The organism is uncultured Sulfitobacter sp., assembly GCF_964021855.1.
Classification (GTDB): Bacteria; Pseudomonadota; Alphaproteobacteria; order Rhodobacterales; family Rhodobacteraceae; genus Sulfitobacter.
Genome location: NZ_CAXHZD010000001.1, coordinates 1,000,857 through 1,026,986, shown reverse-complemented (window position 1 = coordinate 1,026,986; position 26,130 = coordinate 1,000,857). Strand labels below are relative to the sequence as shown.

The 26,130-nt window shown below is 56.5% G+C and carries 26 protein-coding genes; 16 read left to right on the top strand and 10 right to left on the bottom strand.

Features of this window, described 5'->3' with window-relative positions; genetic code table 11:
* Positions 1-64: 64 nt before the first annotated feature.
* From AADJ11_RS05005 to coxB, 9 genes are all read right to left on the bottom strand, one after another.
* Complete coding sequence (locus AADJ11_RS05005; protein ID WP_341233432.1) at positions 65-649, bottom strand: GNAT family protein; 585 nt, start codon at positions 647-649, stop codon at positions 65-67.
* The gene (locus AADJ11_RS05000) at positions 649-1,911 is read right to left on the bottom strand and encodes a pitrilysin family protein (RefSeq protein WP_341233431.1); all 1,263 of its coding nucleotides are present in this window, start codon (positions 1,909-1,911) and stop codon (positions 649-651) included. Before AADJ11_RS05000 ends, AADJ11_RS05005 begins: the two co-directional genes overlap by 1 nt.
* Entirely contained in the window at positions 1,908-3,296 is a 1,389-nt protein-coding gene (thrC, locus tag AADJ11_RS04995; RefSeq protein WP_341233430.1) for a threonine synthase, read from the bottom strand. The genes AADJ11_RS05000 and thrC overlap by 4 nt, the downstream gene beginning before the upstream one ends.
* An 8-nt stretch (positions 3,297-3,304) precedes the next feature.
* Complete coding sequence (locus AADJ11_RS04990; RefSeq protein ID WP_341233429.1) at positions 3,305-3,985, bottom strand: SURF1 family protein; 681 nt, start codon at positions 3,983-3,985, stop codon at positions 3,305-3,307.
* 118 nt (positions 3,986-4,103) lie between these two features.
* On the bottom strand, positions 4,104-4,907 hold the full coding sequence (locus tag AADJ11_RS04985) for a cytochrome c oxidase subunit 3 (protein WP_341233428.1): 804 nt from the start codon (positions 4,905-4,907) through the stop codon (positions 4,104-4,106).
* 21 nt (positions 4,908-4,928) lie between these two features.
* Entirely contained in the window at positions 4,929-5,504 is a 576-nt protein-coding gene (locus AADJ11_RS04980; protein WP_341233427.1) for a cytochrome c oxidase assembly protein, read from the bottom strand.
* Positions 5,504-5,680 carry a cytochrome C oxidase assembly protein gene (locus tag AADJ11_RS04975; RefSeq protein WP_219578781.1) on the bottom strand — a complete coding sequence of 59 codons (177 nt, stop codon included), beginning with the start codon at positions 5,678-5,680 and terminating at the stop codon, positions 5,504-5,506. Before AADJ11_RS04975 ends, AADJ11_RS04980 begins: the two co-directional genes overlap by 1 nt.
* A complete protein-coding gene (gene cyoE, locus AADJ11_RS04970; protein WP_341233426.1) occupies positions 5,677-6,615 on the bottom strand; it encodes a heme o synthase in 939 nt (312 codons plus the stop codon). Before cyoE ends, AADJ11_RS04975 begins: the two co-directional genes overlap by 4 nt.
* Before the next feature lie 63 nt (positions 6,616-6,678).
* Complete coding sequence (gene coxB, locus AADJ11_RS04965; protein WP_341233425.1) at positions 6,679-7,575, bottom strand: cytochrome c oxidase subunit II; 897 nt, start codon at positions 7,573-7,575, stop codon at positions 6,679-6,681.
* 176 nt (positions 7,576-7,751) lie between these two features.
* Here coxB and tldD point away from each other — a divergent pair, with 176 nt between their 5' ends.
* The 6 genes from tldD to AADJ11_RS04935 all read left to right on the top strand — a co-directional run bounded on the left by tldD (position 7,752) and on the right by AADJ11_RS04935 (position 15,524).
* Positions 7,752-9,173, top strand: coding sequence for a metalloprotease TldD (gene tldD, locus AADJ11_RS04960; protein ID WP_341233424.1), 1,422 nt, complete (start codon positions 7,752-7,754; stop codon positions 9,171-9,173).
* Positions 9,174-9,275: 102 nt separating this feature from the next.
* Positions 9,276-10,439 (top strand): DNA-processing protein DprA, encoded by a 1,164-nt coding sequence (dprA, locus tag AADJ11_RS04955; protein ID WP_341233423.1) that lies wholly within the window; start codon positions 9,276-9,278, stop codon positions 10,437-10,439.
* Between the two features lie 254 nt (positions 10,440-10,693).
* A complete protein-coding gene (gene topA / locus AADJ11_RS04950) occupies positions 10,694-13,336 on the top strand; it encodes a type I DNA topoisomerase (protein WP_341233422.1) in 2,643 nt (880 codons plus the stop codon).
* Positions 13,337-13,436: 100 nt separating this feature from the next.
* On the top strand, positions 13,437-14,012 hold the full coding sequence (locus tag AADJ11_RS04945; protein ID WP_341233421.1) for a L,D-transpeptidase: 576 nt from the start codon (positions 13,437-13,439) through the stop codon (positions 14,010-14,012).
* 191 nt (positions 14,013-14,203) lie between these two features.
* Positions 14,204-14,899, top strand: a complete 696-nt coding sequence (locus tag AADJ11_RS04940) for a CoA transferase subunit A (protein WP_341233420.1) — start codon at positions 14,204-14,206, stop codon at positions 14,897-14,899.
* A gap of 1 nt (position 14,900) precedes the next feature.
* Complete coding sequence (locus AADJ11_RS04935) at positions 14,901-15,524, top strand: 3-oxoacid CoA-transferase subunit B (protein ID WP_341233419.1); 624 nt, start codon at positions 14,901-14,903, stop codon at positions 15,522-15,524.
* 59 nt (positions 15,525-15,583) lie between these two features.
* Here the strand turns inward: AADJ11_RS04935 and AADJ11_RS04930 are convergent, their stop codons facing one another.
* Entirely contained in the window at positions 15,584-16,387 is an 804-nt protein-coding gene (locus AADJ11_RS04930; protein ID WP_341233418.1) for a lytic transglycosylase domain-containing protein, read from the bottom strand.
* A gap of 366 nt (positions 16,388-16,753) precedes the next feature.
* On the opposite strand from AADJ11_RS04930, the gene AADJ11_RS04925 reads away from it, so the two are divergent.
* The 10 genes from AADJ11_RS04925 to AADJ11_RS04880 all read left to right on the top strand — a co-directional run bounded on the left by AADJ11_RS04925 (position 16,754) and on the right by AADJ11_RS04880 (position 26,102).
* Complete coding sequence (locus AADJ11_RS04925) at positions 16,754-16,945, top strand: hypothetical protein (RefSeq protein ID WP_341233417.1); 192 nt, start codon at positions 16,754-16,756, stop codon at positions 16,943-16,945.
* Between the two features lie 110 nt (positions 16,946-17,055).
* Positions 17,056-17,229, top strand: coding sequence for a hypothetical protein (locus AADJ11_RS04920; protein WP_341233416.1), 174 nt, complete (start codon positions 17,056-17,058; stop codon positions 17,227-17,229).
* 157 nt (positions 17,230-17,386) lie between these two features.
* Complete coding sequence (gene cpaB, locus AADJ11_RS04915; protein ID WP_341233415.1) at positions 17,387-18,250, top strand: Flp pilus assembly protein CpaB; 864 nt, start codon at positions 17,387-17,389, stop codon at positions 18,248-18,250.
* Between the two features lie 195 nt (positions 18,251-18,445).
* A complete protein-coding gene (locus AADJ11_RS04910) occupies positions 18,446-19,885 on the top strand; it encodes a type II and III secretion system protein family protein (protein WP_341233414.1) in 1,440 nt (479 codons plus the stop codon).
* Between the two features lie 61 nt (positions 19,886-19,946).
* A complete protein-coding gene (locus AADJ11_RS04905; RefSeq protein WP_341233669.1) occupies positions 19,947-20,567 on the top strand; it encodes an OmpA family protein in 621 nt (206 codons plus the stop codon).
* 268 nt (positions 20,568-20,835) lie between these two features.
* Positions 20,836-22,074, top strand: a complete 1,239-nt coding sequence (locus tag AADJ11_RS04900) for an AAA family ATPase (protein WP_341233413.1) — start codon at positions 20,836-20,838, stop codon at positions 22,072-22,074.
* 38 nt (positions 22,075-22,112) lie between these two features.
* On the top strand, positions 22,113-23,552 hold the full coding sequence (locus tag AADJ11_RS04895; RefSeq protein WP_341233412.1) for a CpaF family protein: 1,440 nt from the start codon (positions 22,113-22,115) through the stop codon (positions 23,550-23,552).
* Positions 23,553-23,563: 11 nt separating this feature from the next.
* Entirely contained in the window at positions 23,564-24,526 is a 963-nt protein-coding gene (locus AADJ11_RS04890) for a type II secretion system F family protein (protein WP_341233411.1), read from the top strand.
* A 38-nt stretch (positions 24,527-24,564) separates the two neighbouring features.
* Complete coding sequence (locus tag AADJ11_RS04885; RefSeq protein ID WP_341233668.1) at positions 24,565-25,506, top strand: type II secretion system F family protein; 942 nt, start codon at positions 24,565-24,567, stop codon at positions 25,504-25,506.
* Positions 25,503-26,102, top strand: coding sequence for a tetratricopeptide repeat protein (locus tag AADJ11_RS04880; protein ID WP_341233410.1), 600 nt, complete (start codon positions 25,503-25,505; stop codon positions 26,100-26,102). The genes AADJ11_RS04885 and AADJ11_RS04880 overlap by 4 nt, the downstream gene beginning before the upstream one ends.
* Positions 26,103-26,130 lie beyond the last annotated feature (28 nt).

The window sequence follows — 26,130 nt, the reverse complement described above, 5'->3', positions numbered from 1 at the left end:
AAATTTGAGATGATGTAAGGGGGGCTTTGGCCCCCTTTATTTTTGCCCGATAGCGACGGCAAGACTATCCCGCCGCGGTCTTGCCACGCCGGTCATTGCGCAGTTGTGCATAGAGCACGTGATTGCGCCAGCGCCCGTCGATCTGCAGATAGCTTTGCGCGACACCCTCGTATTTGAAGCCGGTCTTTTCCAGCAGCCCACGCGAGGCAACGTTTTCCGGCAGGCAGGCGGCCTCGATCCGGCTGAGGTCCAGGCGCGTAAACGCATAATGAACGGTCGCCTCGATCGCCTCGCGCATATAGCCGCGGCGGGCAAACCTTTCGCCGGTCCAATAGCCCAGTGTGCCCGCCTGCGCTGGTCCCCTGCGGATGTTATCAAGGGTGATGGCCCCGATCAGCGCATTGTCTTTACGCCGGACCAGAAACAACGGCAGCGCTGTGCCACCCGAAACCGACCGCGAGGCCCAATAGACCCGGTTCGTAAAGGATTTACGCGACAGGTGGTCGCTGGCCCAAGACGGCTCCCACGCGGTAAGGTAATCAATGCTTTCGGCCCGCAAAGTGGCCCAAGGCCGGAAATCGGAATGGATCGGAGGGCGCAACGTCAGCCGCTCCGTCTCAATCGCGATTTTCCGTTTAACCAATAGCATCAGGCAGCGCGACGCTCTTGTAGGGCTTCCAAAGTTGGTGCCGCATCGACCGGTCCGTAAAGCGCCAAGGCAGCCGGGGCCGTTGATGCCATCTGTTGGGCAATGTCACGCACGTCGCCTGTGGTTACGGCATCGATTTGCGCAATCGTTTCCTCCAACGGTGGAATGCGATCCCAAATCTGCATCAGTCGCGCCAGACGTTCGGCGCGGTTTGACGGGCTTTCCAGCCCCATCAGCAACCCGGCTTTCATCTGCGCGCGCGCGCGTGCGACCTCGGCAGGTGACATATCTGATGCGGCGCGCTTCATCTCGTCGATGGTGATGCCTGCAAGTTCGGGCAGTTGTTCACCGCTGGTGCCCGCATAGATCGTCATCATGCCTGTGTCGGCATAGGCCCCCGCTTGTGCAAAGATCGTATAGCACAGCCCACGGTTTTCGCGGATTTCCTGAAACAGACGGCTCGACATGCCGCCGCCAAGTGCGGACGCATAAATTTGCGCGACATAGATATCATCAGCGCGGTAGCCGGGCGATTCAAAACCAAGGGCGAAATGCGCCTGCTCAAGCGGTTTGATCTGGCGGATTTCCCCGCCTGAAAACTTCGCAGCGTCCACATCGAACAGCGGCTTGGCTGGCATGTCACCGAATAGTTTCTCGGCCAGTCGAATGATTTCATCATGATCAACGGCACCCGCTGCCGACAGGATCATCTGTTCAGGCCCGTAATGCTGCGCGATGAAACCAGACAGGTCTTCGCGGGTGAAATTGGAAACGCGTTCTTGGGGGCCAAGAATGGTGCGACCCAGTGGTTGATCCGGATACGCCTCTTCCTGCAACCAGTCAAAGATCACATCATCTGGCGTGTCCAATGCCTGGCCGATCTCTTGCAAGATCACGCCGCGCTCGACCTCGATCTCGTTCTTGTCCAAGATCGGATTGCGCAGAATATCGGCGATCACGTCCAGCCCAAGCGCCACATCGTTTTCTAGCACCCGCACGTAATAAGCCGTCACCTCGCGCGAGGTATAGGCGTTGATATAGCCGCCAACGTCCTCAATTGCCTCGGCAATTTGCAGCGACGTGCGCTTTGCCGTGCCTTTAAACGCCATGTGTTCAAGAAAATGCGCGATGCCGTTCTGTTTCGGCGTCTCGTGGCGCGCGCCTGCCGTCACCCACACCCCGATGGAGGCCGAGGCCAGACCGGGCATATGCTCTGTTACGATGCGGAACCCGTTGGACAGGCGGTGTTGTTGCAGGCTCACTGGGCGATGCCCCCTTTGATGATGTCCTTGAGGGCGGCCAGATCGTTGGGCACACGAGTCATACGTTCCTCGCGGTCGAATAAATCTGCCATATGCGGTGGCAATGGTGGGCGCACGCCTGTGGCCGCCTCGACCGCGTCGGGGAATTTCGCCGGATGCGCGGTGGCCAAGGTGATCATGGGCGTCGCCGGATCACGCAGCGCTTGGGCCACGCGCACACCGATGGCTGAATGCGGGCACAGAAGCTCGTTTGTGTTGGCATAGAATTCCTTGATCGTGGCCGAGGTTTCCTCTTCCGACACGCGACCGGACTTGTAGGTATTCTTTAGATCGCGCAGGGCATTGTCGCCGACATCAAAACCGCCCTTGGCCAGATCGTCCATCAAACCGTTGATCGCGTCACTGTCCTGCCCATAGGCGAAATACAATGCGCGTTCAAAGTTCGAGCTGACCTGAATATCCATCGACGGGCTGATTGACGGATGCACCTCGCCCTTGTGGTAGCCGCCAGTGATCAGGCAACGGTGCAGAATGTCATTCTGGTTTGTCGCGACGACCAGATCGGCAATCGGTAGGCCCATCTGGCGGGCAATATAGCCCGCAAAAATATCGCCAAAGTTTCCAGTTGGAACGGTAAAGCTGACCTTGCGATCCAACGCGCCCATCGCCAGCCCTGCGGTGAAATAGTAAACAACCTGCGCCAGCACACGGCCCCAGTTGATGCTGTTCACACCAGCCAGCTTTACGCCGTCGCGGAATTCATGGTCGTTGAACATGTCCTTGAGGCGGGCCTGACAATCGTCGAAATCCCCGTCCAGCGCCAAGGCATGCACGTTGCTTTCAGATGGGGTGGTCATCTGGCGGCGCTGCACGTCGGACACGCGGCCATGCGGGTACAGGATAAACACGTCGACATTGTCCAATCCGCGAAATGCCTCGATCGCGGCCGATCCGGTATCGCCAGAGGTTGCGCCGACGATGGTCACCCGGTCACCCTTGCGCGACAGAACCGCCTGAAACATGTGGCCGATCAATTGCATGGCGAAATCTTTGAAAGCCAGTGTCGGGCCGTGGAACAGTTCCAGCAAGAAATGCCCCTGATCCAATTGCACCAAAGGCGCGCGGACCGTGTGGTTGAACCCGGCATAGGCTTTGGCAATGAGCTGTTTGAATTCTTCATCCGTGAACGTGTCACCGACAAAGGGGCGCATCACTTTGAATGCGACGTCTTCGTAAGACATCGTTGCCATCTCGGTCAGGTCTTCGCGTGATAGGGTCGGGATCGTTTCGGGCACATAAAGGCCGCCATCGCGGGCAAGGCCGGTCAGCAACGCCTCTTCGAAGTTCAGAACAGGGGCAGATCCACGAGTAGATACATAACGCATAAGGAAGGTCAGCTTTCGACTTTGGATGCGCCACGGCGGCGCAGGAAAAATAGGCTCATGCCAAGCCAGATGGCGGCAAGAGAGAACCAGGTGATCGCGTATTGCAAGTGGTCATTGGGAATACGGGCTGTATCAACAGGCAGCGCACTTATCCCCGGCTCGGGCAAAGAGCTTGACCGCGCCACCAGCAAGATCGGTAGGGTTTGTAACTGCGCGGCCATTGCACCCACGTCGCGCGCGAACCAGATGTTGGCATTCATGTCTGGCGCGGGGGTAAAGCCATCGGTCTCTTGGGGCCATTGCAGATTACCAATGACCGTCGCAGGGCCGAGGGCGCGTTCGGTGTCTTTGGCTGTGGTAAGGGCAAAGCCGCGGTCGACCATGATTTGGCGGCCATCTTGCAATTGGAACGGCGCGATAATGCGGTAGCCTGCACCGATGTCCTTTTGCGACACCAGCACGTGAATTTCGCCGTCCTCTATGACGCCATCTGCGGTAATCGGCAGATAGGCATCGGTCAGCGGGTCGACAGTTTCAGGCAGCGTGACAGGTGTTGCGGTAATACGCGCGTTGATATCGGCGATGATTGCCTGCTTCCAAGCAAGCCGCTGTACCTGCCAGACCCCAAGAGAGATCAGGATAGCAGCCCCCCCAAGGCCGATAATCAGCAGGAATAGCGTGCGGCGCATACGGCTCTCTTGTGGTTGGTTACCGCCGGGGCAACATCAAGACAAAGGCGCGCAAGGTTCCCCTTACGCGCCTGTTGCTTTTAGTGATTACCTGCCGGTTTGCAAGCAGGCGGGGCGTTTAGATGCCCCACATGTAGACGGCGAAGAAAAGAAACAGCCATACCACATCAACAAAGTGCCAGTACCATGCTGCGGCTTCGAAACCAACGTGCTGCTCGGGCGTGAAATCGCCCCGCATCGCGCGGATCAGACACACGGTCAGAAAGATCGTGCCGATGATCACGTGAAAACCGTGAAAGCCGGTTGCCATAAAGAAGCTGGAGAAGAACAGATCACCGCCAAAGGTCCAGTCATCATGCGCAAGCAGCTCATAGTATTCGTAGGCTTGGAACGCGGTGAACATCAGGCCCAGACCAATCGCGACGGCCAGGCCAGTGACCAGGTCTTTGCGGTTGTTTTCATGCACCAAAGCGTGGTGCGCCCACGTGACCGCACAGCCGGACAGCAACAAAATAAGCGTGTTGATCAGCGGCAGATGAAATGCGTCAACGGGAACAATATCAGGCTGAACATAGGTGGAGCCGAAGAAGGCATCCATCGGGTACAGCGCTTCTTTGAAGAAGGTCCAGAACCATGCAACAAAGAACATCACCTCGGACATGATGAACAGGATAAAGCCATAGCGCAGACCGATGCGTACGACGGATGTGTGATCGCCGATCTTGCTTTCAGCGACAACTTCGGACCACCAGCCAAACATGCAATAGAGCACGCCCGCCAAACCAGCAAAGAACACGAACGGCGTGATGTCGTGCATCCAGAAAACGATGCCGGCCAGCATGGCACAGCCAGCCAAAGAGCTGAGCAGCGGCCATGTCGAGGGCGCTAGAATGTGGTAGTCGTGGTTTTTTTCATGGGCCATGGTGGCGTCCCTCACCTTTTGCTAATTCAGGTTTGTCTGGCTGCCTTGATCAAGGGCGGCATATCCCTCGGGCAAATCAATTTCATAGAACGTATAAGATAGTGTGATCGTATGTACATACTTGCCATCAAGGTCTTTGACGATTTCCGGATCGACAAAGAAGCTTACCGGCATCTGAACCCGCTCGCCGGGGGCAAGCACCTGTTCAGTAAAGCAGAAGCATTCGATTTTCTCAAAGAATGGACCAGCCGAATAGGGCGTGACGTTATATGACGCCTGCCCCGCAATCGGCTTATCGGTCGGGTTATATGCCTCGTAAAAGGCAAGACCCGTTTCACCGATGCGCAGTTCCATCTCGGTTACGGCAGGCTTGAATTCCCACGGCATGCCCTGATTCAGGCTGCCGTCGAAACGGACTTTGATCGTCTGATCAAGGATATCGCCTGCATTGGCGCTGACCTGGCCCGGCGTGCCGCCGAACCCTGTAACCTTGCAAAACCAGTTGTAGAACGGCACAGACGCCCAGGCCAGCCCGCCCATCAGCACAACGACTGATACGGTCTGCGCCACAGTCTTTGCCGGACCGGACATGGCCATCAGTTGCTCTCCTGCGTTTGGATGGCACCACCGGGCAGATCACCAAAATCGATATTGGTAATCTTAACAAAGGTCAGGGCCATCACCAGCAGGACGAACGCGCCCAGCATCAGGCCAATGCCCAGATTGCGGCCACGGCGCCGTGTGTGCAGCTCGTGTTCGACGCGAATGCTCATGACCAACCTCCTAGACCATAGGGACGCAATGTGGCCTCGGCCAAAATCGCACCGAAGTGCAGGAACAGATACCACAGGGACAATCTGAAAAACTTGCGTTCGACCAAAAAGTTGTCGGCCTCGCTGTCGTCCTCGTTACGCTTCCAGATTTTCACAGCACCAATCAGGAACAGCACATTCAATACGACAGCTGTCACCAGATAGATCGGCCCGCCAATCGATGTGAACCCGGTACCAACGGCAAGGATCACCAGCAAAACTGTATAGGCAAGGATATGGCGGCGCGTGGATGGCCGACCATGGGTGACGGTCAACATCGGCACCTTGGCATCGTCATAATCATTACGCATGAACAGCGCCAAAGCCCAGAAATGCGGCGGCGTCCACATGAAAATAAGCGCGAACATCAGCCACGCCTCGACCGAGAAACTGCCCGTTGCGATAATCCAACCGATGACAGGTGGAAACGCGCCGGCGGCACCGCCGATGACGATGTTCTGCGGCGTCGCACGTTTCAGCCACATGCTGTAGAAAACAGCGTAAAATAGGATAGTGAACAGCAACATGCCCGCGGCCAGCAAATTCGCCGCCAGCCCCAGCATCATCACCGACAAGCCAGACAGCGCGATACCGATTGCCAATGCCTCTCCCGGTTGAACACGCCCCGACGGGATCGGACGGCCTGCGGTGCGGCGCATGATGGCATCGATATCGGCATCCCACCACATGTTCAAAGCACCAGACGCGCCAGCGCCAATCGCCACGAACAAGATCGACGCGAAGCCAACGACAGGGTGCACGGATACAGGTGCCGCCAACATGCCGACCAGCGCGGTGAAAACGACCAGCTGCATCACACGTGGCTTCAGCAGTGCGAAGTAATCGCCCAGCTGCGACTCGTAGTCGCCAGAAGTGGTTGTGCTCGTGTCTGACATGTCAAAAACTCATATACAGGAGGGCCGGGCCACGCAGCGCGCGCCCCGGCATCTTACATTTAGTTACTTCGACGCGACGGTCAAAGGCTGTGCAATACCTGCGTATTCGGCTTTCGCCTGACCCAGCCATTGGGCGTATGCCGCCTCGGAGACGACTTTGACGGTGATCGGCATATAAGCATGCGCGTTGCCGCACAGCTCCGAACACTGACCAAAGTACACACCTTCTTTTTCAGCGGTGAACCATGTTTCGGCCAGACGGCCCGGAACGGCGTCTTGTTTCACGCCAAAGGCGGGAACCGCCCATGAGTGGATCACGTCAGAACCGGTGACCTGAACAACAATTGTCTTGCCCACGGGGATCACGACAGCGGTGTCGGTCGCCAAAAGGAACTGCTGCTCGGTATAGCCTGCGGCTTCTAGCTCGGCGACGACCTCGGGTGTTTTGCGGTTTTCACCGCCCAAAGCCGGGGCACCGATCATGTAGCTGTCAAAGCCGAAACCATCGTCCACGTATTCATACGACCAGTACCACTGGTTCCCGATCGCCTTGATGGTCAAATCAGCCTGCGGAATTTCCTGCTGGCGGAAAAGGATCGGCAGCGAATAGGCACCGATCAGTACAAGGATCAAAATCGGCGCAATGGTCCACGCGATTTCAACCGGAGTGTGGTGCGTAAAGGACGCTGCGGTCGGGTTGCGCTTTTTGTTGTAGCGGAACGCGACCCACAGGATCAGGCCCGTAACGAACAACGTGATCAGCGTGATGATCACCAAGATCAGATAATCCAGATCATGAATGTCTTGTGCGACGCGGGTTACAGCAGGCTGAAAGCCCATTTCCCCGTCAATCGGTTCCCCGATGATTTCGAGGCCATCGATGCGAAGGTTTTCCTGTGCCCATGCGGGGGCGGCAGAAAAGGCGGCCATGAGACCTGAAAGTTTAAGAAGATGTTTCATATGTCGTCCTGATCTTGTGACCATTGATAGCGAATCTTAGCGGCAGGTGCCGTTTTGGACCACGTGCCGTTGTAATCTCTATGCTTACAATCATATTCTAACTTCAAGATAAAGACTTCTGCTTGTGTCAAACGGACGCGAAGCGATCTTTTTGACACAAATCAGGGAACATCTTGATGAGCCAACCTCGTTTTAACCCTTTTGAGGGTGACCTTGACCGCGACACGGCCCTTGCGGTGCTGAAAGATGCCGTTGCAGGCGCGGATGACGGCGAATTGTTCTTTGAACGGCGTCGGTCTGAGGGGCTGATGTTTGATGATGGTCGCCTAAAAACAGCAAGCTACGATGCATCTGAGGGATTTGGCCTGCGCGCCGTACGCGGCGAGGTCGCTGGATACGCACATTCGTCGCAAATCACCGAATCTGCCCTGCGCAGGGCCGCCGAGACCGCGCGTTTGGCCGTCGGTGACGGTGGCGGAACATGGGCTGATGGTCCAACTGCGACCAATCGACACCTCTATACAGATGAAGATCCAATAGCCGGTGCGACATTCTCGGTAAAAGTCGAAACACTTCGTGAAATCGACGATTTCGCCAGAAGTTTGGACAAACGCGTGGTGCAGGTGTCTGCCTCTATATCCGCGTCGATCCAAGAGGTCGAAATTCTGCGCCCCGAAGGCACGACCGTCCGCGATATCCGACCCATGACGCGTGTTAACATTTCCGTCATCGTTGAACAGGACGGGCGGCGTGAAAGCGGCACTGCCGGTGGTGGCGGGCGCGTCGGGCTGGACGGTTTGATCGCGCGATCCGATTGGCAGGCAAAAACCCGCGAAGCCTTGCGTGTTGCCTGCGTTAACCTTGAGGCCGTCCCTGCCCCCGCGGGCATGATGGATGTCGTGTTGGGCCCCGGCTGGCCCGGCATCCTGCTGCACGAGGCCATTGGCCACGGGTTAGAGGGTGATTTCAACCGCAAAGGCACCAGCGCATTTGCCGGGCTGATGGGCCAGCAGATTGCCGCCAAAGGGGTGACCGTTCTGGATGATGGCACGATCCCTGACCGGCGCGGATCAATTACCATCGATGACGAAGGCACGCCATCGGCCAAAAACACATTGATCGAAGACGGTGTTTTGGTCGGCTATATGCAAGACCGCCAGAACGCGCGCCTGATGGGCGTGAAATCGACAGGGAACGGACGCCGCGAATCTTATGCGCATATTCCGATGCCGCGCATGACCAACACCTATATGCTGGGCGGTAACGTCGCCCCCGGTGATATTGTCGCCGACCTCAAGGATGGTATCTATGCGGTCGGATTTGGCGGCGGGCAGGTCGATATCACAAACGGCAAGTTCGTGTTCTCTTGTACCGAGGCATATCGTGTTCAAAATGGTGTTGTCGGTGCGCCGGTTAAAGGCGCGACATTGATCGGTGACGGGGCAACCGCCCTGAAACAGATCCGCGCCATCGGTAATGATCCGACGCTAGACCCCGGCATGGGCAATTGCGGCAAGGCTGGTCAGTGGGTGCCTGTCGGCGTAGGGCAACCTACCCTGATGATCGGCGGCCTGACCGTCGGCGGTGCCGCGACTTAATTGATTTTCCCCAGCCCATTTAGTGAAAATGGGCGGGGAACCCTTCACGCGTTGTTAACCAGGTCTGCCTATACCTGATTCTGCAACAAGCGGAGACACGGGATGACTGACAAGGACCACAATCCTTCTTCCACTCACCCCCCAATCCCACCCACCTCGGAAGACGAAAGTTTTGCCCGTCTTCGTTTGTTGCGCTCGCGCCGGGTCGGCGTATCAACGTATAAACGACTGCTGACCGAACATGGCACTGCGCAGAATGCGCTGGCCGCGCTGCCAATGGTAGCGCGCGCCGCGGGCGTCCAAAATTACGAGGTTTGCCCCGAAGGGGTTGTTCTTGCAGAACTGCGGGCGGGCAAGGCAGCCGGTGCACGGCTGATCATGCACGGCACAGCGGATTATCCGAAACCCCTTGCAGAGCTTGACGATGCCCCGCCCTTTTTGTGGGTGCTGGGAAATATTGATCTGCTGAACCGCCCAACCGTTTCAATGGTCGGCGCACGCAATGCATCGTCACTGGGCACGCGTATGGCCAAAGCGCTGGCAAAAGGTCTGGGCGAGGCCGGGTTTATTGTGGTGTCTGGATTGGCGCGCGGCATAGATGCCGCCGCCCATCTTGCCGCACTTCCCACAGGGACCATTGCGGTGCAGGCAGGCGGCATCGACGTGATGTACCCCGCCGAGAATACGCAACTGGCCCATGACATTGCAAAATCCGGCCTGCGCGTGTCGGAACAACCGATGGGCCTGCAGCCGATGGCGCGCCATTTCCCCAGCCGCAACAGGATCATCGCAGGACTTAGCCGCGCAACGATCGTGGTCGAAGCAGCGGCCAAGTCAGGCAGTTTGATCACCGCGCGGGATGCCTTGGATCAGGGCCGTGATGTATTGGCCGTGCCCGGTCACCCCTTCGATGCCCGGGCCGCTGGATGTAATATGCTGATCCGGGATGGTGCGGGGTTGGTTAGAAACACCGCAGACGTGATCGAAGCTTTGGGCAAAGAATGCCTGCCTGCGTCCCCCTCCCCTCAACCAGAGCTTAATCTTGCACCCGCCGAAAAACAGGCGACCTCGCAAAGAACGCTGAGGGAGACCGCCGCCCTGCACATGCAAATTCTGTCACGCTTGGGGCCAAGCCCCATCGCCGAAGACCAGCTTATCCGCGATTTGAAAGCCGCCCCAGCCAAAGTCGCCCCCGCCCTGATTGACCTTGAATTGGAGGGCCAGGTGCTGCGCCAGCCCGGAGGTTTGGTTTCGCGGGCGGGATGAGAAATCGCATGCCACAGCTGCGCGCGTTCTCCTGTACAACTTAACGGCAAAACCATTCGACAATCGCATTCATCACGCCGGCACTATTGGCTTGCCGTCACTAAAATATGATACACGCGCAACTTGCATCTGCCGCCGCTATGGGGGAACGGACTGTCCAGTTTCAAACGCCCTGCGCATTGACAAAACACCCGCTACGCCACATGTCACAGCACAGCCAGACCCATTCCAATTGATCCAAGGTACGGAAATATATGCCAGTTGTTGTCGTCGAATCACCTGCTAAGGCCAAAACGATCAACTCTTATCTGGGCAGCAATTACACTGTTCTAGCCTCATATGGCCACGTACGTGACCTTCCGCCCAAGGATGGATCGGTCGACCCCGATAATGATTTCGACATGCTTTGGGAGGTCGCATCGGCCAGTAAGAAGCACGTAAAAGCGATCGCCGACGCGTTGAAGAACGACAACGAACTGATCCTCGCGACTGACCCCGACCGCGAAGGGGAAGCGATCAGCTGGCACCTGCAAGAGGCGCTGACCGCCCGCAAATCGATCAAGAAAGACACGCCGGTCAGCCGTGTGGTTTTCAACGCGATCACGAAATCCGCCGTCACCGAAGCGATGAAAAACCCGCGTCAGGTCGACATGCCACTGGTCGAGGCCTATCTGGCCCGCCGTGCGCTGGATTACCTCGTCGGGTTCAACCTGTCCCCGGTTTTGTGGCGCAAACTGCCCGGTGCGAAATCAGCCGGTCGTGTGCAATCGGTGACATTGCGATTGATCGTCGAGCGCGAAATGGAGATCGAAGCGTTCCGCAACCGCGAGTACTGGAGCGTGAAAGCACTGGTCGCCACCCCGCGCGGTCAGGAATTCGAAGCACGCCTAGTCACCCTTGCTGGCAAAAAGCTGGACCGTTTCGATCTGGGCAACGAAACCCAGGCAGAAATGGCTGTGCAAGCGATTACCAGCCGCGACCTGACAGTCACCAGCGTCGAGGCAAAGCCCGCCAGCCGGAACCCGTCGGCACCGTTTATGACGTCGACCCTGCAGCAAGAGGCTAGCCGCAAATTCGGTATGGGTGCCCGCCAAACCATGAGCACCGCCCAGCGTTTGTACGAAGCCGGTCACATTACCTATATGCGGACAGACGGCATCGACATGGCACCCGAGGCGATGACGATGGCCCGCGATGCGATCAAAGACCGCTTTGGCGCGGAATACGTGCCGTCGGCCCCGCGCATCTACAAGAACAAAGCCAAGAACGCCCAAGAAGCGCACGAATGTATCCGGCCAACCGATATGGCCAAGGATGCAGCCGCGTTGAAATTGACCGAGCCGGATCAGCGCAAGCTGTATGATCTGATCTGGAAACGCACATTGGCATGCCAGATGGAAAGCGCACGGTTGGAACGCACCACAGTCGAAATCGGCAGCAAAGACGAACAGGTCGGCCTGCGCGCGACGGGTCAGGTTGTTCAGTTCGATGGCTTCTTGCGTGTCTATGAAGAGGGCCGGGATGATGTGGTGGATGAGGACGACAAACGTCTGCCCCAAATCAGCCAGGGCGATAAAATGGACAAACGCTCGGTCACGCCCGAGCAGCATTTCACACAGCCGCCGCCACGCTATACCGAAGCCACGCTCGTCAAACGCATGGAAGAGTTGGGGATCGGACGGCCATCGACATATGCAAGCGTAGTGACCACCATCCAAGACCGCGAATACGTGCGCAAGGAAGGCAACCGCCTGTTCCCCGAGGACAAAGGTCGGCTGGTTACGGCATTCCTTGAGAATTATTTCCGTAAATATATCGGGTACGACTTTACCGCTGATCTTGAAGATCAACTGGATAAAGTCAGCGCAGCGGATGCGGATTACAAAGACGTACTGAGCCGCTTTTGGAAAGATTTCTCGGCGGCGATTGCTGAAACGGCCGATCTGCGGATCACCGAAGTGCTCGAGAAGATTAACGAAGTTCTAGAGCCGCATCTGTTCCCGCCGACCGAAGACGGCAGCGACCCGCGTCTATGCCCGAACTGCGGGATTGGGCGCTTGTCGATGCGCACGGCGCGGTCCGGTGGCGCGTTCATCGGCTGCTCGAACTACCCCGAGTGCCGCTATACGCGCCCCTTTGGCCCGCCTGACCCCGAGGCGGAAAAATCTGCGATCCCGCCGGATGGCAAATTGCTGGGTGAAGACAACGGCGACGAAATTCGCGTATTCAAAGGGCGCTTTGGCCCTTATGTGCAGCGCGGTGCCGTCACCGAAGAAAACAATAAACCACCACGCCAATCGGTGCCAAAAGACTGGCCCGCAGAGGAGCTTGAGCTGGACCGCGCATTGATGTTGCTGTCTTTGCCGCGCGAGATTGGGCCCCACCCCGAAGACGGGATTATGGTTTGGGCCAACATTGGGCGCTACGGGCCGTATATTAAACACGCGCCCAGCACGTCGGATCGCGGCGGCACGAATGCCAACCTCGAAAGCCTGGACGAAGTGTTCACCGTGGGTATGAACCGCGCCGTGCAGCTGCTGGCCGAAAAGGTCGCCAGCCGTGGTGGCCGGGGCAAGGCCGCAAAACCGATCCGCGAGATGGGTGAACACCCTGATCTGGGCGGCGACGTGAACATCATGGAAGGCAAATACGGGCCCTATGTGAAATGGGAAAAGGTCAACGCGACCATTCCCAAGGAAGTCGAGCCTGCAGATCTGACTATGGAACGCGCCGTCGAGCTGATCGAGGAAAAGCTGGCCAAGTCACCGGCCAAGCGCAAAGCCGCGACCAAAAAGGCACCTGCCAAGAAAGCCGCGGCTAAAAAACCGGCCGCAAAGAAGCCCGCCGCCAAAAAGAAAGCGCCCGCGAAAAAGGCACCGGCCAAGAAGGCCGAATAACCATTTCGTGAACGAATTGTAATTCATGAATACGTGAATTGCTGCTTGGCCATCCAAGTGTCACCTGTGCAGTGAATGCCACAGCATAAGGAGCACAAGGATGGCCGAGCAGAAGATTTCACGTCGCAAACTCATGACGGTGGCGGGTGCCACAGTATTAATGCCCTCTATTCTTCGTGCCCAATCAGCCGAGCCTGAGAGAGAGGGCGACCCTGTACGCCACAACACATCAAGCTTTACCCAACAACGCTGGCAAGATCACTTTGACGATCTGGGCAAGGCCGCGATCGTCGCCGATACAACATCGCGCGCTCTGCATTTCTGGAGCGGTGACGGCGAGACCTATAACATCTATCCGACATCCGTGCCGCGCAGTGACGAGCTGACCAAACGCGGCTACACCAAGATCATGCGCAAACGGGTTGGCCCAGACTGGACCCCGACCGCCAGCATGATCGAACGCAACCCCGATTTGAAATACATGCCCCCCGGCCCCGACAATCCGCTGGGCACCCATGCGATGTATCTGGGCTGGCCTGCCTATCTCATCCACGGCACCCACGACACGCGCAAGATCGGACGGCAAAGTTCGGACGGGTGTATCGGTCTGTACAACCACATGATCGAAGCACTGTTCGAAATCGCCCCGATTGGCACACAGGTTCGTATCGTCTGAGAAAGACGTCGCGGCCCGGATCAATTGCAGGGTTGCCGGATATTCCGCCTTTCTCATGCAGGATAAAACAGTTTTCAGGCGCATCCATACGGGTGCGCCTGAGCCACATTTGACACCTGCGAAACGTAGCGTCATAGAAGTCGATATGCATGGAGACGCGCGGGATGCCCCCGCTATCGAAAGGACCCGGAATGAAGAAAATTTATGGTAGCGCCGCCGAAGCGCTGGACGGCGTGTTACACGACGGCATGTTGATTGCCGCTGGCGGTTTCGGCCTATGTGGCATCCCCGAACTGCTGCTTGCCGCGATCCGCGACGCTGGCACAAAGGATCTGACCTTTGCGTCCAACAACGCAGGCGTTGACGATTTCGGGATCGGCATTTTGCTTCAGACCAAGCAAGTCAAGAAAATGATCAGCTCTTACGTGGGCGAAAACGCCGAGTTTATGCGCCAATATCTCAGCGGCGAGCTGGAACTGGAGTTCAACCCCCAAGGTACGCTGGCTGAACGTATGCGTGCCGGCGGTGCGGGCATTCCCGGGTTTTACACCAAGACGGGCGTTGGTACTGTCATCGCCGAAGGTAAAGAGCACAAAGATTTCAACGGCGAGACCTATATCATGGAAGAGGGCATCTTTGCCGATCTGGCCATCGTAAAGGCATGGAAAGCGGACGCGACAGGCAATCTGGTCTTCCGCAAGACCGCCCGCAACTTTAACCCGCCCGCCGCGATGTGCGGCAAAATCTGCATCGTCGAAGTCGAAGAGATCGTCCCGACAGGCAGCCTTGACCCCGACACGATCCACCTGCCCGGCATCTATGTGCACCGCATCGTTCAGGGTGATCATGAAAAGCGGATCGAACAACGCACGGTAAGGAGCGCATAATATGTGGGATCGCAATCAAATGGCGGCGCGCGCCGCGCTCGAACTGCAAGACGGCTGGTATGTGAACCTGGGCATCGGGATTCCGACGCTGGTGTCAAACTACATTCCCGAAGGCGTCGAAGTGACCCTGCAATCGGAAAACGGCATGCTGGGCATGGGCCCGTTCCCGATTGACGGAGAAGAAGACGCCGACCTGATCAACGCGGGCAAGCAAACAATCACGGAACTGCCTCAGACCGCCTATTTTGATAGTGCGACATCTTTTGGCATGATCCGCGGTGGCAAGATTGCCATGGCGATCCTTGGTGCTATGGAAGTTGCTGAAAACGGCGATCTGGCAAACTGGATGATCCCCGGCAAGCTGGTCAAAGGTATGGGCGGCGCGATGGATCTGGTGGCGGGCGTTGGCCGCGTGGTTGTTGTGATGGATCACACCAACAAACACGGCGACAGCAAAGTCCTTAAGGAATGCACATTGCCACTGACGGGCAAAGCCGTCGTTGACCGCATCATCACCAACCTTGGTGTGCTGGATGTTGTTGAAGGCGGGCTGAAGATCGTGGAATGCGCCGATGGCGTCACCGAAGAAGAGCTGCGTGCAGCGACCCAAGCCACAATCGTCTAATCGACCAAGACATTAAGAAAAGGGGCGCGCCTTGGTTGGCTGCGCCCCTTTTTCGTGGGCTATTTCATTGCCACGAAAACGCAGCCGTCCGAAATAAGCTCCGGCGGGGTCTGGCACAGCCCTTTGGCCACTTGGAACGCCGCCAATACCTTGGGCACATAATCGCGGGTTTCTGCGAAAGGTGGCACGCCCGCATGGTCGCGTACCGATCCCTCGCCCGCATTATATCCCGCCAGCACCAGAATGGGGTCACTGTCGAAATGGCCCATTAACCAATCAAGGTATTTCACGCCGCCCAAGATATTTTGGGTGGGCTTCATACTGTCATCCACGCCAAAACGCGCGGCCGTGTCTGGCATCAACTGCATCAACCCTTGGGCCCCTGCCCCGCTGATCGCATCTGCGCGCCCCGCCGATTCAACGGTAATCACGGCCAAGACCAACGCAGGTGACACCTTGGTTCCGATGGTTGAGCGTAGGATGTCTATCCCGTTGGCCTGCGCGATCTGTTGCATTTGCTGCATGCGCGGGGCCGGCACCTTGCTGCTTGCAGTGGCAAGCGTTGTCATCGCGACCTCTAGCCGTCCGGGTCCTGATTTGGCTTTCTCGGGCGATACCTTGTCCCAAAACCAGTCGAACTGCCCCGGTGCAGCAGGCGCGATTGCCCCCGATGGCGTGGCCACGACCTGCGGTGTGGTTGGTGCTTGGGGCTCAATGAAGACGTTAATCCTGTTTCGGCTTCCCGGTTTGGGCGGCTTTACACGTTTTGCTTCGAACTGTGGGAAAGGTTTGGGCGCGTCAGCCCAGAGCATTGGCCCCGCCAATACCCCCGCCATGAGCGAGATCGTAAATAATCGAAACATCTTCGCCTGCTTTTTATGCTTATTCTGCTCGATAGGCCGAACATCACATGAAAAACCTTTAAAAACCAGCCAATCATGGCAGGGATTGTGGCTAAATCGCCTTAATCTAAGCCCCAAACCCTGCCGGAACGGGGGATTCAGAAAAAGTTGAAACTTTTTTTCATTTAGATTCAGGCGCGTAAAATTAATCTGCAGTTAATCGTTGCTAAAAGCGCAAATGTCACAATTGACGCCAAATTCATGCCTCATTCAGGGGTCTATATAGCGTCATACCAAGTCGGACAGACGCTGAATAAACAGACGCAGCGCCGCAGACATCGACACGGTTGAGATTGAAATTCTTTGTGATCCTTGGAGGGACATACCATGATGAAACTTATCAAAAACTTTAAAAATGACGAATCCGGTGCCGTAACAGTTGACTGGGTTGTTCTGACCGCCGCCGTTGTTGGCCTGGCCGTTGCTGCATACTCGTCCATCGAAACTGGCGCGTCTAAACTGACAAGCGACACCGAAACTTACATGGGCACTCTGAAGCCAGCCGCACCCACAAGCTAACACCAAGATATGATTGCAAAAAACTTGATTTTTTGACAAAAATTGGCCGCATTTTACACGATAAGATGCGGCCAATTTGATCGAGATTTTAACCCCTAAAGGCATCATTCATGTACAATAAAATCAAAAATTTTATCACCAAGGCCGACGGTGCAATCACCGTTGACTGGGTTGTACTATGTGCTGCCATTGTCTTCTTCGCGCTCATGATCGTTACCGCCACCCGTGATGGCACTGTCGATCTTGCCGACCGGACAATCGTCATGAAACCTGGCGGTTCTTGACCCACAAATATCTACTAGAAACGACCGATTACCCCACAACAAACTATCGGCTCATTAATGCCGCCGCTGCTCCATAGTCAGGCCATAATTTGCCTGCATCTTGGGCGCGATATACGCCAGAAATATTTTTGGCGGATGAATTTACGAGGGAAACAACATGCGGATGTTATTTGGACTGGTCCTGTTGGCGGGCATCGCTCTTGCGGGCGGTGCAGTCTATCTGGCCAAGGGCCGCATCGGCGAATACCAAATGGCAAACGCACAGGCACAGGCCGCGTTGGCCCAGATCGTACCGACCGTTAATGTTTTCGTCGCAGATAAACCCCTGAAATACGGCCAACAGCTTACGCGCGATGATGTCCGCCAAGTCGCATGGCCTGAAAATGCAATCCCCGAGGGCACGTTTCTGGACGCTGCCGTTCTTTTCCCAGAAAACAGCGATCAATTGCGCGTGGTGCTACGTGCCATCGAAAAAGACGAAGCTATCATGGCCGTTAAGGTCACTGAGCCGGGCCAAGACACAGGTCTGACATCTCGGCTGGAACGTGGCACGCGCGCTTTCACGATCATGGTTGACGCATCCAGCGGCGTTTCCGGATTCCTGCGCCCCGGTGACCGCGTTGACGTCTATTGGACCGGCCGCATTAACTTGGGCGGGGCCAGTCAAAATGGATCCGGTGATGTCACCAAGCTGATCGAGGCGGGCATTCAACTGATCGCGATTGACCAAAGTGCGGGCGGCGAACGCAGCGAAGCCGAGATAGCACAAACCGTGACAGTTGCGGTCAAACCCGATCAGGTCGCCGCATTGGCGCAGGCCCAGTCCACTGGCAAGCTGTCGCTGTCGCTGGTTGGGGCAGAAGATGACACAGTCGCCTCCAGCATCGAGGTCGACCAACGCAAACTATTAGGCATACAGACAGAAACCGCAAAGGTAGAAGTCGAAAAAGAACGCGTATGCACAATACGGACGCGCCGGGGTGCCGAGGTTATGGAAATTCCGATCCCCTGCACAAACTGAGTTTCGGTAAATCAAACCAAATGCCGCGCCATGATGCGCGGCATTTGGTCTTTAAAGGCACATGTTGCCCTTAATCCACAGCAAATTGCACCGTTGCATCATTGATTCTTGCAAAAATGGCCAAATACGCTCAAGGTGTGGGAAACGACGGGCAGCAAGACCCACCCCAGAGGCGTGATCACAAAGGCAGGTCACATGAAAATCGATAAATTATTTACAGCGGCCTTTTTTGGGCTGACGCTATGTGCAATGCCAGTGATGATGGCCGCCCCGACCGCCGTGCAGGCTGATACCCTGCGCGTGGTCAAAAAGGGTACGAACCGCGCACTTGAGGTTCCGATGAACCGCGCGGTTGTGGTTGAAAGCGACATCCCCTTTGCAGAGCTTAGCATCGCGAACCCCGGCATCGCCGACATTTCGTCTTTGTCTGAACGCACGATCTATGTTCTGGGCAAATCCCCCGGTCTGACCACATTGACGTTGTTGGACGCGGCGGGCCAGTTGATCACGAATGTCGATGTGCGCGTCGCATCGGACATCTCAGAGTTCAAAGAACGGCTGCGGCAGATCCTTCCCGGTGAAAAAATCGAAGTGCGCACAGCGAATGACGGCATCGTCATGTCCGGCATAGTATCATCGACACAGCGTTTGCAGCGCGCGCTGGATCTGGCGGAACGCTATGCACCGGAACGCGTATCGAATTTGATGAGCGTGGGCGGCATTCAGCAAGTCATGATGAAAGTCCGCTTTGCCGAAATGCAGCGGTCGGTTTCAAAATCGCTCAGCGCGTCTTTGGCGCTGGACGGTCTAGGTGCCGCAAGTCGCACCTTGAGCGGCGGCACCAATACAACCAACACATCCGGCGCAATTGCCAATTCGCTTGCCGGATCGACCCCTTCTACAAATACCAATGCGGGCGCGGTCCTGTTCGGCTTTAACGCCGGTTCTACTCAGGTCGGCTTGCTGCTTGAAGCGCTTGAACAAAAAGGCGCGGTGCGTTTCCTTGCCGAACCCAACCTTGTTGCCCTGTCCGGCCAAGAGGCGAAATTCCTGGCGGGTGGCGAATATCCGGTTCCTGTGTCGCAGTCTGATGACCGTGTTTCGGTCGAATACAAACCCTTCGGCGTCGAGATGAGCTTTATCCCCCGTGTCGTCGATAAGGATCTGATCAATCTAGAGCTCAACGCTGCTGTGTCTGCCATTGACGCGTCAAATTCGGTGTCTTTGGGCAATGGCTTTAACATCGCGGCCTTCACCCGCCGCGAAACATCGACCACGGTCGAAATGCGCGATGGCGAAAGCTTTGCCATTGCGGGCCTTTTGCAAGATGACTTTACCGACACCTCCAGCCAGCTGCCGTGGATCGGCGACGTTCCTGTGTTGGGTGCCCTGTTCCGCAGCGCGAACTATCAACGCCAACAGACAGAGCTGGTGATCATCATTACCGCCCATCTGGTAACACCGACCCGCGGAGAGGCTTTGGCCCTGCCCACGGACCGGATCACCCCGCCGACCGAAAGCGACTTATTCCTTAACGGACGGGTGACCGGTGGCACGCGCGCACCGACGAAAGGTGCTGCAGGCGAAGTTGCCAAACAGGATTTCAGTGGCTCTTACGGCTACGTACTGGATTAAAGCGATGAATTCTCAGATCACAGCCAAACTTGGTTCAGCCAGCCTGATCGCAACCCTTACGATGCTCGCCGCTTGCGGGCAAAGCTCGGATCCAGTGTATACGCAGTTCTACCGCGAAGCGGGTTCAATCACTGATATCGGCACCTTTGGCGACGCTACGTTGAACAACCGTCTGATTATGACAGGCGAAAAACAATACACCTTTGATTTGGCAAACCGTTTTGCCAGCGAAGTGCCATCGACAGTGACGTTCGCGTTCAACTCTGCCCAGTTAGACGGGCCGGCGCAGGCGGCTTTGCGGCAGCAAGCGAACTGGATACGCCAATTCCCCGAGGTGCGTTTCCGCGTGTACGGGCATACCGATGCCGTGGGCTCAAACCGCTATAATAAATCGCTTGGCATGCGCCGTGCGCAGGCCGTTATCAGCTTTTTTGCGACGCAAGGCATCGGGCGCAGCCGGCTAGAAGCCGTTGTTTCCTTTGGCGAAACACAGCCCTTGATCGTCTCGCAAGGGCGCGAACGTGCAAACCGGCGAACCGTTACCGAAGTGAACGGTTTCGTAAAGCGCCATCCGACCGTGCTGGACGGGAAATACGCGCAGATCATTTACCGCGATTACGTGGCCAGCGCGGTGCCACCAACACAGTTGACGGGCAGCACGACCGCGCTCGCGACCGAATAATCAACGACGGTGCATTCCAACTGGCGTGCGCCGTAACTGGGATCGCGCCGAAATCACCAATCCGCTGCACGACCCATGATCGTTTCAAAATACCCAACAATAGAAGCTTTTTAGCCCCAATCTCGCCCTAGTTCGCTGAGATATCCTGTGCAACGGGCAAATTGCGACTGGTTAACAGATCCGGCGCAAGCGACCGCAAAGATGTCTAACCCGGCGCTCTGCCATGACGTCTTTGCCAAGCACCCAATATGGAAGGAAGAAAGAGGCCATGGCCAGCACAGTGCCACAGATCGAAGCCCCGCAAATCGTCGCCTGCACGGTCAGTCGTGATGTGCAAAACTTCGACCTTCTGATCGAAGATATGGAAGGAGCTTTGGGCGAATGCTGGGGCGATCTTAGCTTTGCCGAAGCGCTGTCTTTTCTAGGACAACCGGAATCCAAAACCCTTGAGCTCATCGCACTGGCTGTCGATGCGGCGGATGAGGATAACCTTGCCGTGATGGGTCAGGTCATCAGCCAAGCCAAAGCGCAAGATTTGAAGGTCATTCTGATCGCCGAGGACATGAGCCCGGTTTCGCTTCACTCATTGCTGCGCCAAGGCGCGGATGAATTTGTTCCCTACCCGCTTCCCGAAGGGGAATTGGCAGCGGCCATTGAGCGTGTGCGCGCGGCCCCCGTCCAAGCGCCCCAGCCAGAGCCTCAGACCGCGCAACTCACTTCGGGTGCGCAAAAAGATGGTGCGCTGATCGTTGTGCACGGTTTGGCCGGTGGCACTGGCGCGACGACGATGGCTGTAAACCTTGCATGGGAACTGGCCACAGCGGACAAGAAAAACCCTGCCAAAGTATGCCTGCTGGACCTTGATCTTCAGTTCGGATCGGTCGCGACCTATCTTGATCTGCCACCCCGTGAAGCGGTCTATGACATGCTGTCCGAGACCGAAACCATGGACGAAGAAAGCTTTGGTCAGGCGCTTCTGACCTACGAAGAGCGGCTTCACGTTTTGACGTCGCCGCCGGAAATTCTGCCGCTTGATCTTATTACATCCGAAGATGTGAAGCGCATTCTTGATGTGGCACGCAACCAGTTTGATTACGTCATTGTCGACATGCCATCGACCTTGGTCCAATGGACAGAAACGGTGCTGACCAACGCACATGTCTATTTCGCCCTGCTTGAGCTGGACATGCGCTGTGCGCAAAATACCCTGCGGTTCAAACGCGCGCTGCAATCAGAAGAACTGCCGATTGAAACATTGCGGTTCATCCTGAACCGCGCGCCAAAGTTCACTGATCTGACATCAAAAAGCCGCGTAAAGCGTCTGGCTGAAAGCTTGGGCATCTCAATCGATGTGCAGCTTCCCGATGGTGGCAAGCAAGTAACGCAGGCTAATGATCATGGTACGCCCTTGGCCATTTCCGCCCCCAAAAGCCCGTTGCGCCGCGAATTCGCAAAATTGGCCGCCTCTATTCACGAGCTGAAGAACGACGGCGTTAAAGCTGCCTAAGACCGATCAAAGCGTCCGCAAAACCAGAAAGTCGCCCAATGTTTTCTAAATACAAAAAACCGAACGTTGCAGTGCCTACAAAACCGGCGGCCCCCGCAAAAGCGGAACCGCCGAAACCGGCGGACCAACCGGCGATCAAACCTGTCACAATGCGCCGGGCGGCGTCGCCCGCGACGGCGGCCCCGCAGGACCGCGAGCTAAAGCGCAAACAGCGGATGAGCGAGCTAAAGCTGGAGCTTCACCGTGCGCTTTTGGACAACCTGAACCTTGCCGCACTTGAACACGCGACCGAACAGGACCTGCGCCAAGAGATCAACGATATTTCGGCCGAAATCCTGTCCGAAAAATCCATCGTCTTGAACCGCGAAGACCGGGTTCAGCTGAACTCTGAGCTGTATGACGAAGTCACCGGTCTTGGCCCGCTTGAGACATTGCTGAAAGACGATACCGTCAACGATATTCTGGTAAACGGCCCCCAACAGATTTTCGTAGAACGCGCCGGCAAACTGCAACTGACGGACGTCACGTTTAAAGATGAAAAGCACCTGCTGCGGATCATCGACAAGATCGTTTCGGCCGTTGGCCGTCGCGTGGACGAAAGCAACCCATACGTGGATGCGCGGCTGAAAGACGGGTCACGTTTCAACGCCATGGTGCCGCCCATTGCGGTGGACGGCAGCCTTGTATCCATTCGTAAGTTCAAAAAAGACAAGCTGGGCATTGATGATCTGGTGTCTTTCGGTGCTTTTTCGGAGGAAATGGCCGCCTATTTGCAAGCGGCTGTGGCGACGCGCCTGAACATCATCGTGTCGGGCGGCACCGGGTCGGGTAAAACGACCACGCTGAACGCGCTTTCATCGTTTATCGACAACGACGAACGCATTCTGACCATCGAAGACACTGCCGAGCTGCAACTGCAACAAACCCATGTTGGCCGGATGGAAAGCCGCCCGCCCAACGTCGAGGGCAAGGGCGAAGTGACCGCGCGCGATTGTCTGAAAAACGCGCTACGGATGCGTCCGGACCGCATCATCGTGGGGGAAACCCGCGGTGACGAAGTGATCGATATGTTGCAAGCGATGAACACCGGGCACGACGGATCAATGACCACGATCCACGCCAACTCTGCCCGCGATGGTATCAGCCGTTTGGAAAACATGATCGCGATGGCAGGCATTGAAATGCCGCTCAAGGCCGTGCGCAGCCAGATATCAAGCGCTGTAAACCTGATCGTGCAGGCCTCGCGCCTGCAAGACGGCTCGCGCCGCATGACCTCGATCTCGGAAATCACCGGGATGGAGGGCGACGTGATCTCGATGCAGGAACTGTTCCGCTACCAGCGGGTCGGGTTGACGCCTGAAAACAAAATCATCGGCCATTTCACCGCCACCGGCGTGCGCAGCCATTTCTCAGAGCGGTTCAAGATGTGGGGCTATGATCTGCCGTCCTCGATCTATGAACCCACTGTGGTCAAGTAAGGGAACACGTCATGAGCATTGAGCCTATCATCTATGGTCTGATCTTTATCGGCGTTCTGGTGCTGGTCGAAGGTTTGTATCTGGTCGCCTTTGGCAAATCCATCAGCCTGAACAGCCGTGTGAACCGACGTCTTGAAATGCTGGAAAAAGGCACCCGTCGCGAAGAGGTGCTGGATAAGCTGCGCAAGGAAATGCAGCAGCACATGGATCGCAAATCGATCCCGATCTATTCCATGCTGGCTGAAAAAGCGCAAAAAGCCGCAATCGCGTTCTCGCCGCAGCAGTTGGTTATGATCATGGCCGGGCTGTCGATTGTTGCGTTCTTTGGCCTGACGATTGGCACCAGCACCGAACCGCCTGTGCGGATGATTATCTCAATCGGTATCGGCATCGGTGCTGTATATTTCTGGGTCGCCACAAAGGCGAAAAAACGGATGAACATGATCGAAGAGCAACTGCCAGATGCCGTTGAACTTATGGTCAGGTCCCTGCGTGTCGGGCACCCGTTTTCCAGCGCGATTTCCATCGTCGCAAAAGAAATCCAAGACCCGCTTGCGTCAGAATTCGGCATTATCGCGGATGAATCCGCCTACGGGCGCGACGTCGGCGAGGCGCTGAAAGACATGGCGGAACGTCTGGATATGCAAGATTTGCGCTTCCTTGCGATGGCCGTGACCATCCAACAACAATCAGGCGGCAACCTTGCTGAAATTCTGGCTGGGCTGGCCAAGGTGATCCGCGCCCGTTTCAAATTGTTCCGCCGCGTGAACGCCATCACAGCCGAGGCGAAATGGTCCGGCAAGTTCCTGTCGGCATTCCCGATTGTCGCATTGATCGTGATCAAGCTGGGCGATCCGAATTACTATGACGAAGTCATGACCCACCCGCTGTTCGTGCCCGGGTGTATCGCCGTCGTCGTGTTCTTAAGCGCGAACCTGTTGGTCATGCGCAAACTGACAGACATCAAGGTTTAAAGGGGGCTATCGTGGATATTTTCTCGACCATTGATAACATGATGGGCCCGCTTGGGTGGATCATCTTACTGGGCGTTATGGGGCTGATGATGATCGGCGGGACCGTTTTGATGATCCTTCGCCAGCCGGAAGACCCGTTAACCAAACTGAAGCGCAGCCAATCCACCGCGTCTGCGCCTCGGTCCTCGCAACAACGTCTGCGGCAGTCTGACCGGAATGAGCAGCTTCAGAAATTCGCCAAGTTTCTTGAGCCGGAAAACCTGGAAGAGCTTAGCGCCAAAGAGTTGATGCTGCGCCAAGCGGGCTATTCCTCGCGCGATGCGGTGCGGTTTTTCCACTTTGCCCAGATGATCCTTGGTATATCGGGGCTGGTGATCGGGGTTGTCTACGTCAACTTTCTGGGTGGCGGCGAAGGTCTGACAACCCAAAAGATGATGCTTTATACTGTCGGCCCCGGCGGCATAGGCTATTACCTGCCCCGCTACTGGGTGACCAAACGCGCGGCCGAACGCAAAGAACAGATCACCCGTGGTTTTCCCGACGCGTTGGATATGATGCTGGTCTGCGTCGAGGCAGGGCAATCACTGGATCAATCTATCGTGCGCGTTGCAAGCGAGCTGCGCGCTTCTTACCCCGCATTGGCCGAAGAATTCGAAGTCGTCGCCTATGAAATGAAGGCCGGCAAGGACAAGATCACCGTGTTGAACGATATGGGCGAACGGTGCGGCGTTCAGGATATTTCGTCCTTTGTGACCGTTCTGGTTCAATCTGCCGCCTTTGGTACATCCATTTCCGATGCCCTGCGGGTCTATGCAGAAGAGATGCGCGATAAACGCGTGATGCGCGCCGAAGAGGCCGCAAACAAGTTGCCAACCAAGATGACCCTTGCCACTATGATGCTGACAGTACCGCCTTTGCTACTTATCCTCGTAGCGCCGTCCGTACTGGGAATTACACAGCTGGGCGCAGGTACAAGATGATCATATGCCAAAGTCTCAAACGCAGCGCTGCGTTTGTGCTTTGCCTGACAGTTGCCACCGGATTAACCGCCTGTTCACCGGGCGGTTTTCCTGCGTTAGGGGGCCAGCGCAGCGACCCCAGCCCGTTTGCCCCCGGCGTAAACATGCGCAAAGATGCCGAAGACGGGGTCGAAGTGGCGCATCGTCTGATGGCTGCCGGAGAATACGAGCTGGCCATCCGCGCCTTTAACCGCGCGGCACTGGCGACCACACTGAGTGCCGAAATCCTGTCTGGTCTGGGCAGTGCCAATCTGGGTTTGGGGCGCTTGGGACAAGCCGAAAAGCTGCTGCGCGAGGCAGTGGCCAAAGACGCCACCCAGCCCGAGGTATGGAATAATCTGGGCGTGGTTTTGATGGAGCGTGGCAAATTGGCCGAAGCAAAGCTTACGTTTCGTAAGGCTTATGCGCTCGACAATGGCGAAAGTGACGCAATCCGCGACAATTTACGCTTAGCACTCGCAAAAACAGAAAACTCTGTTACGATCCAAAATCAAGAAGACGATTATAAATTGGTGCGGCGCGGTTCGGGTGACTTCCTGATCCGGTCAGTACCATGACCGAGACAGAGCAGTAAAAGGACGCACA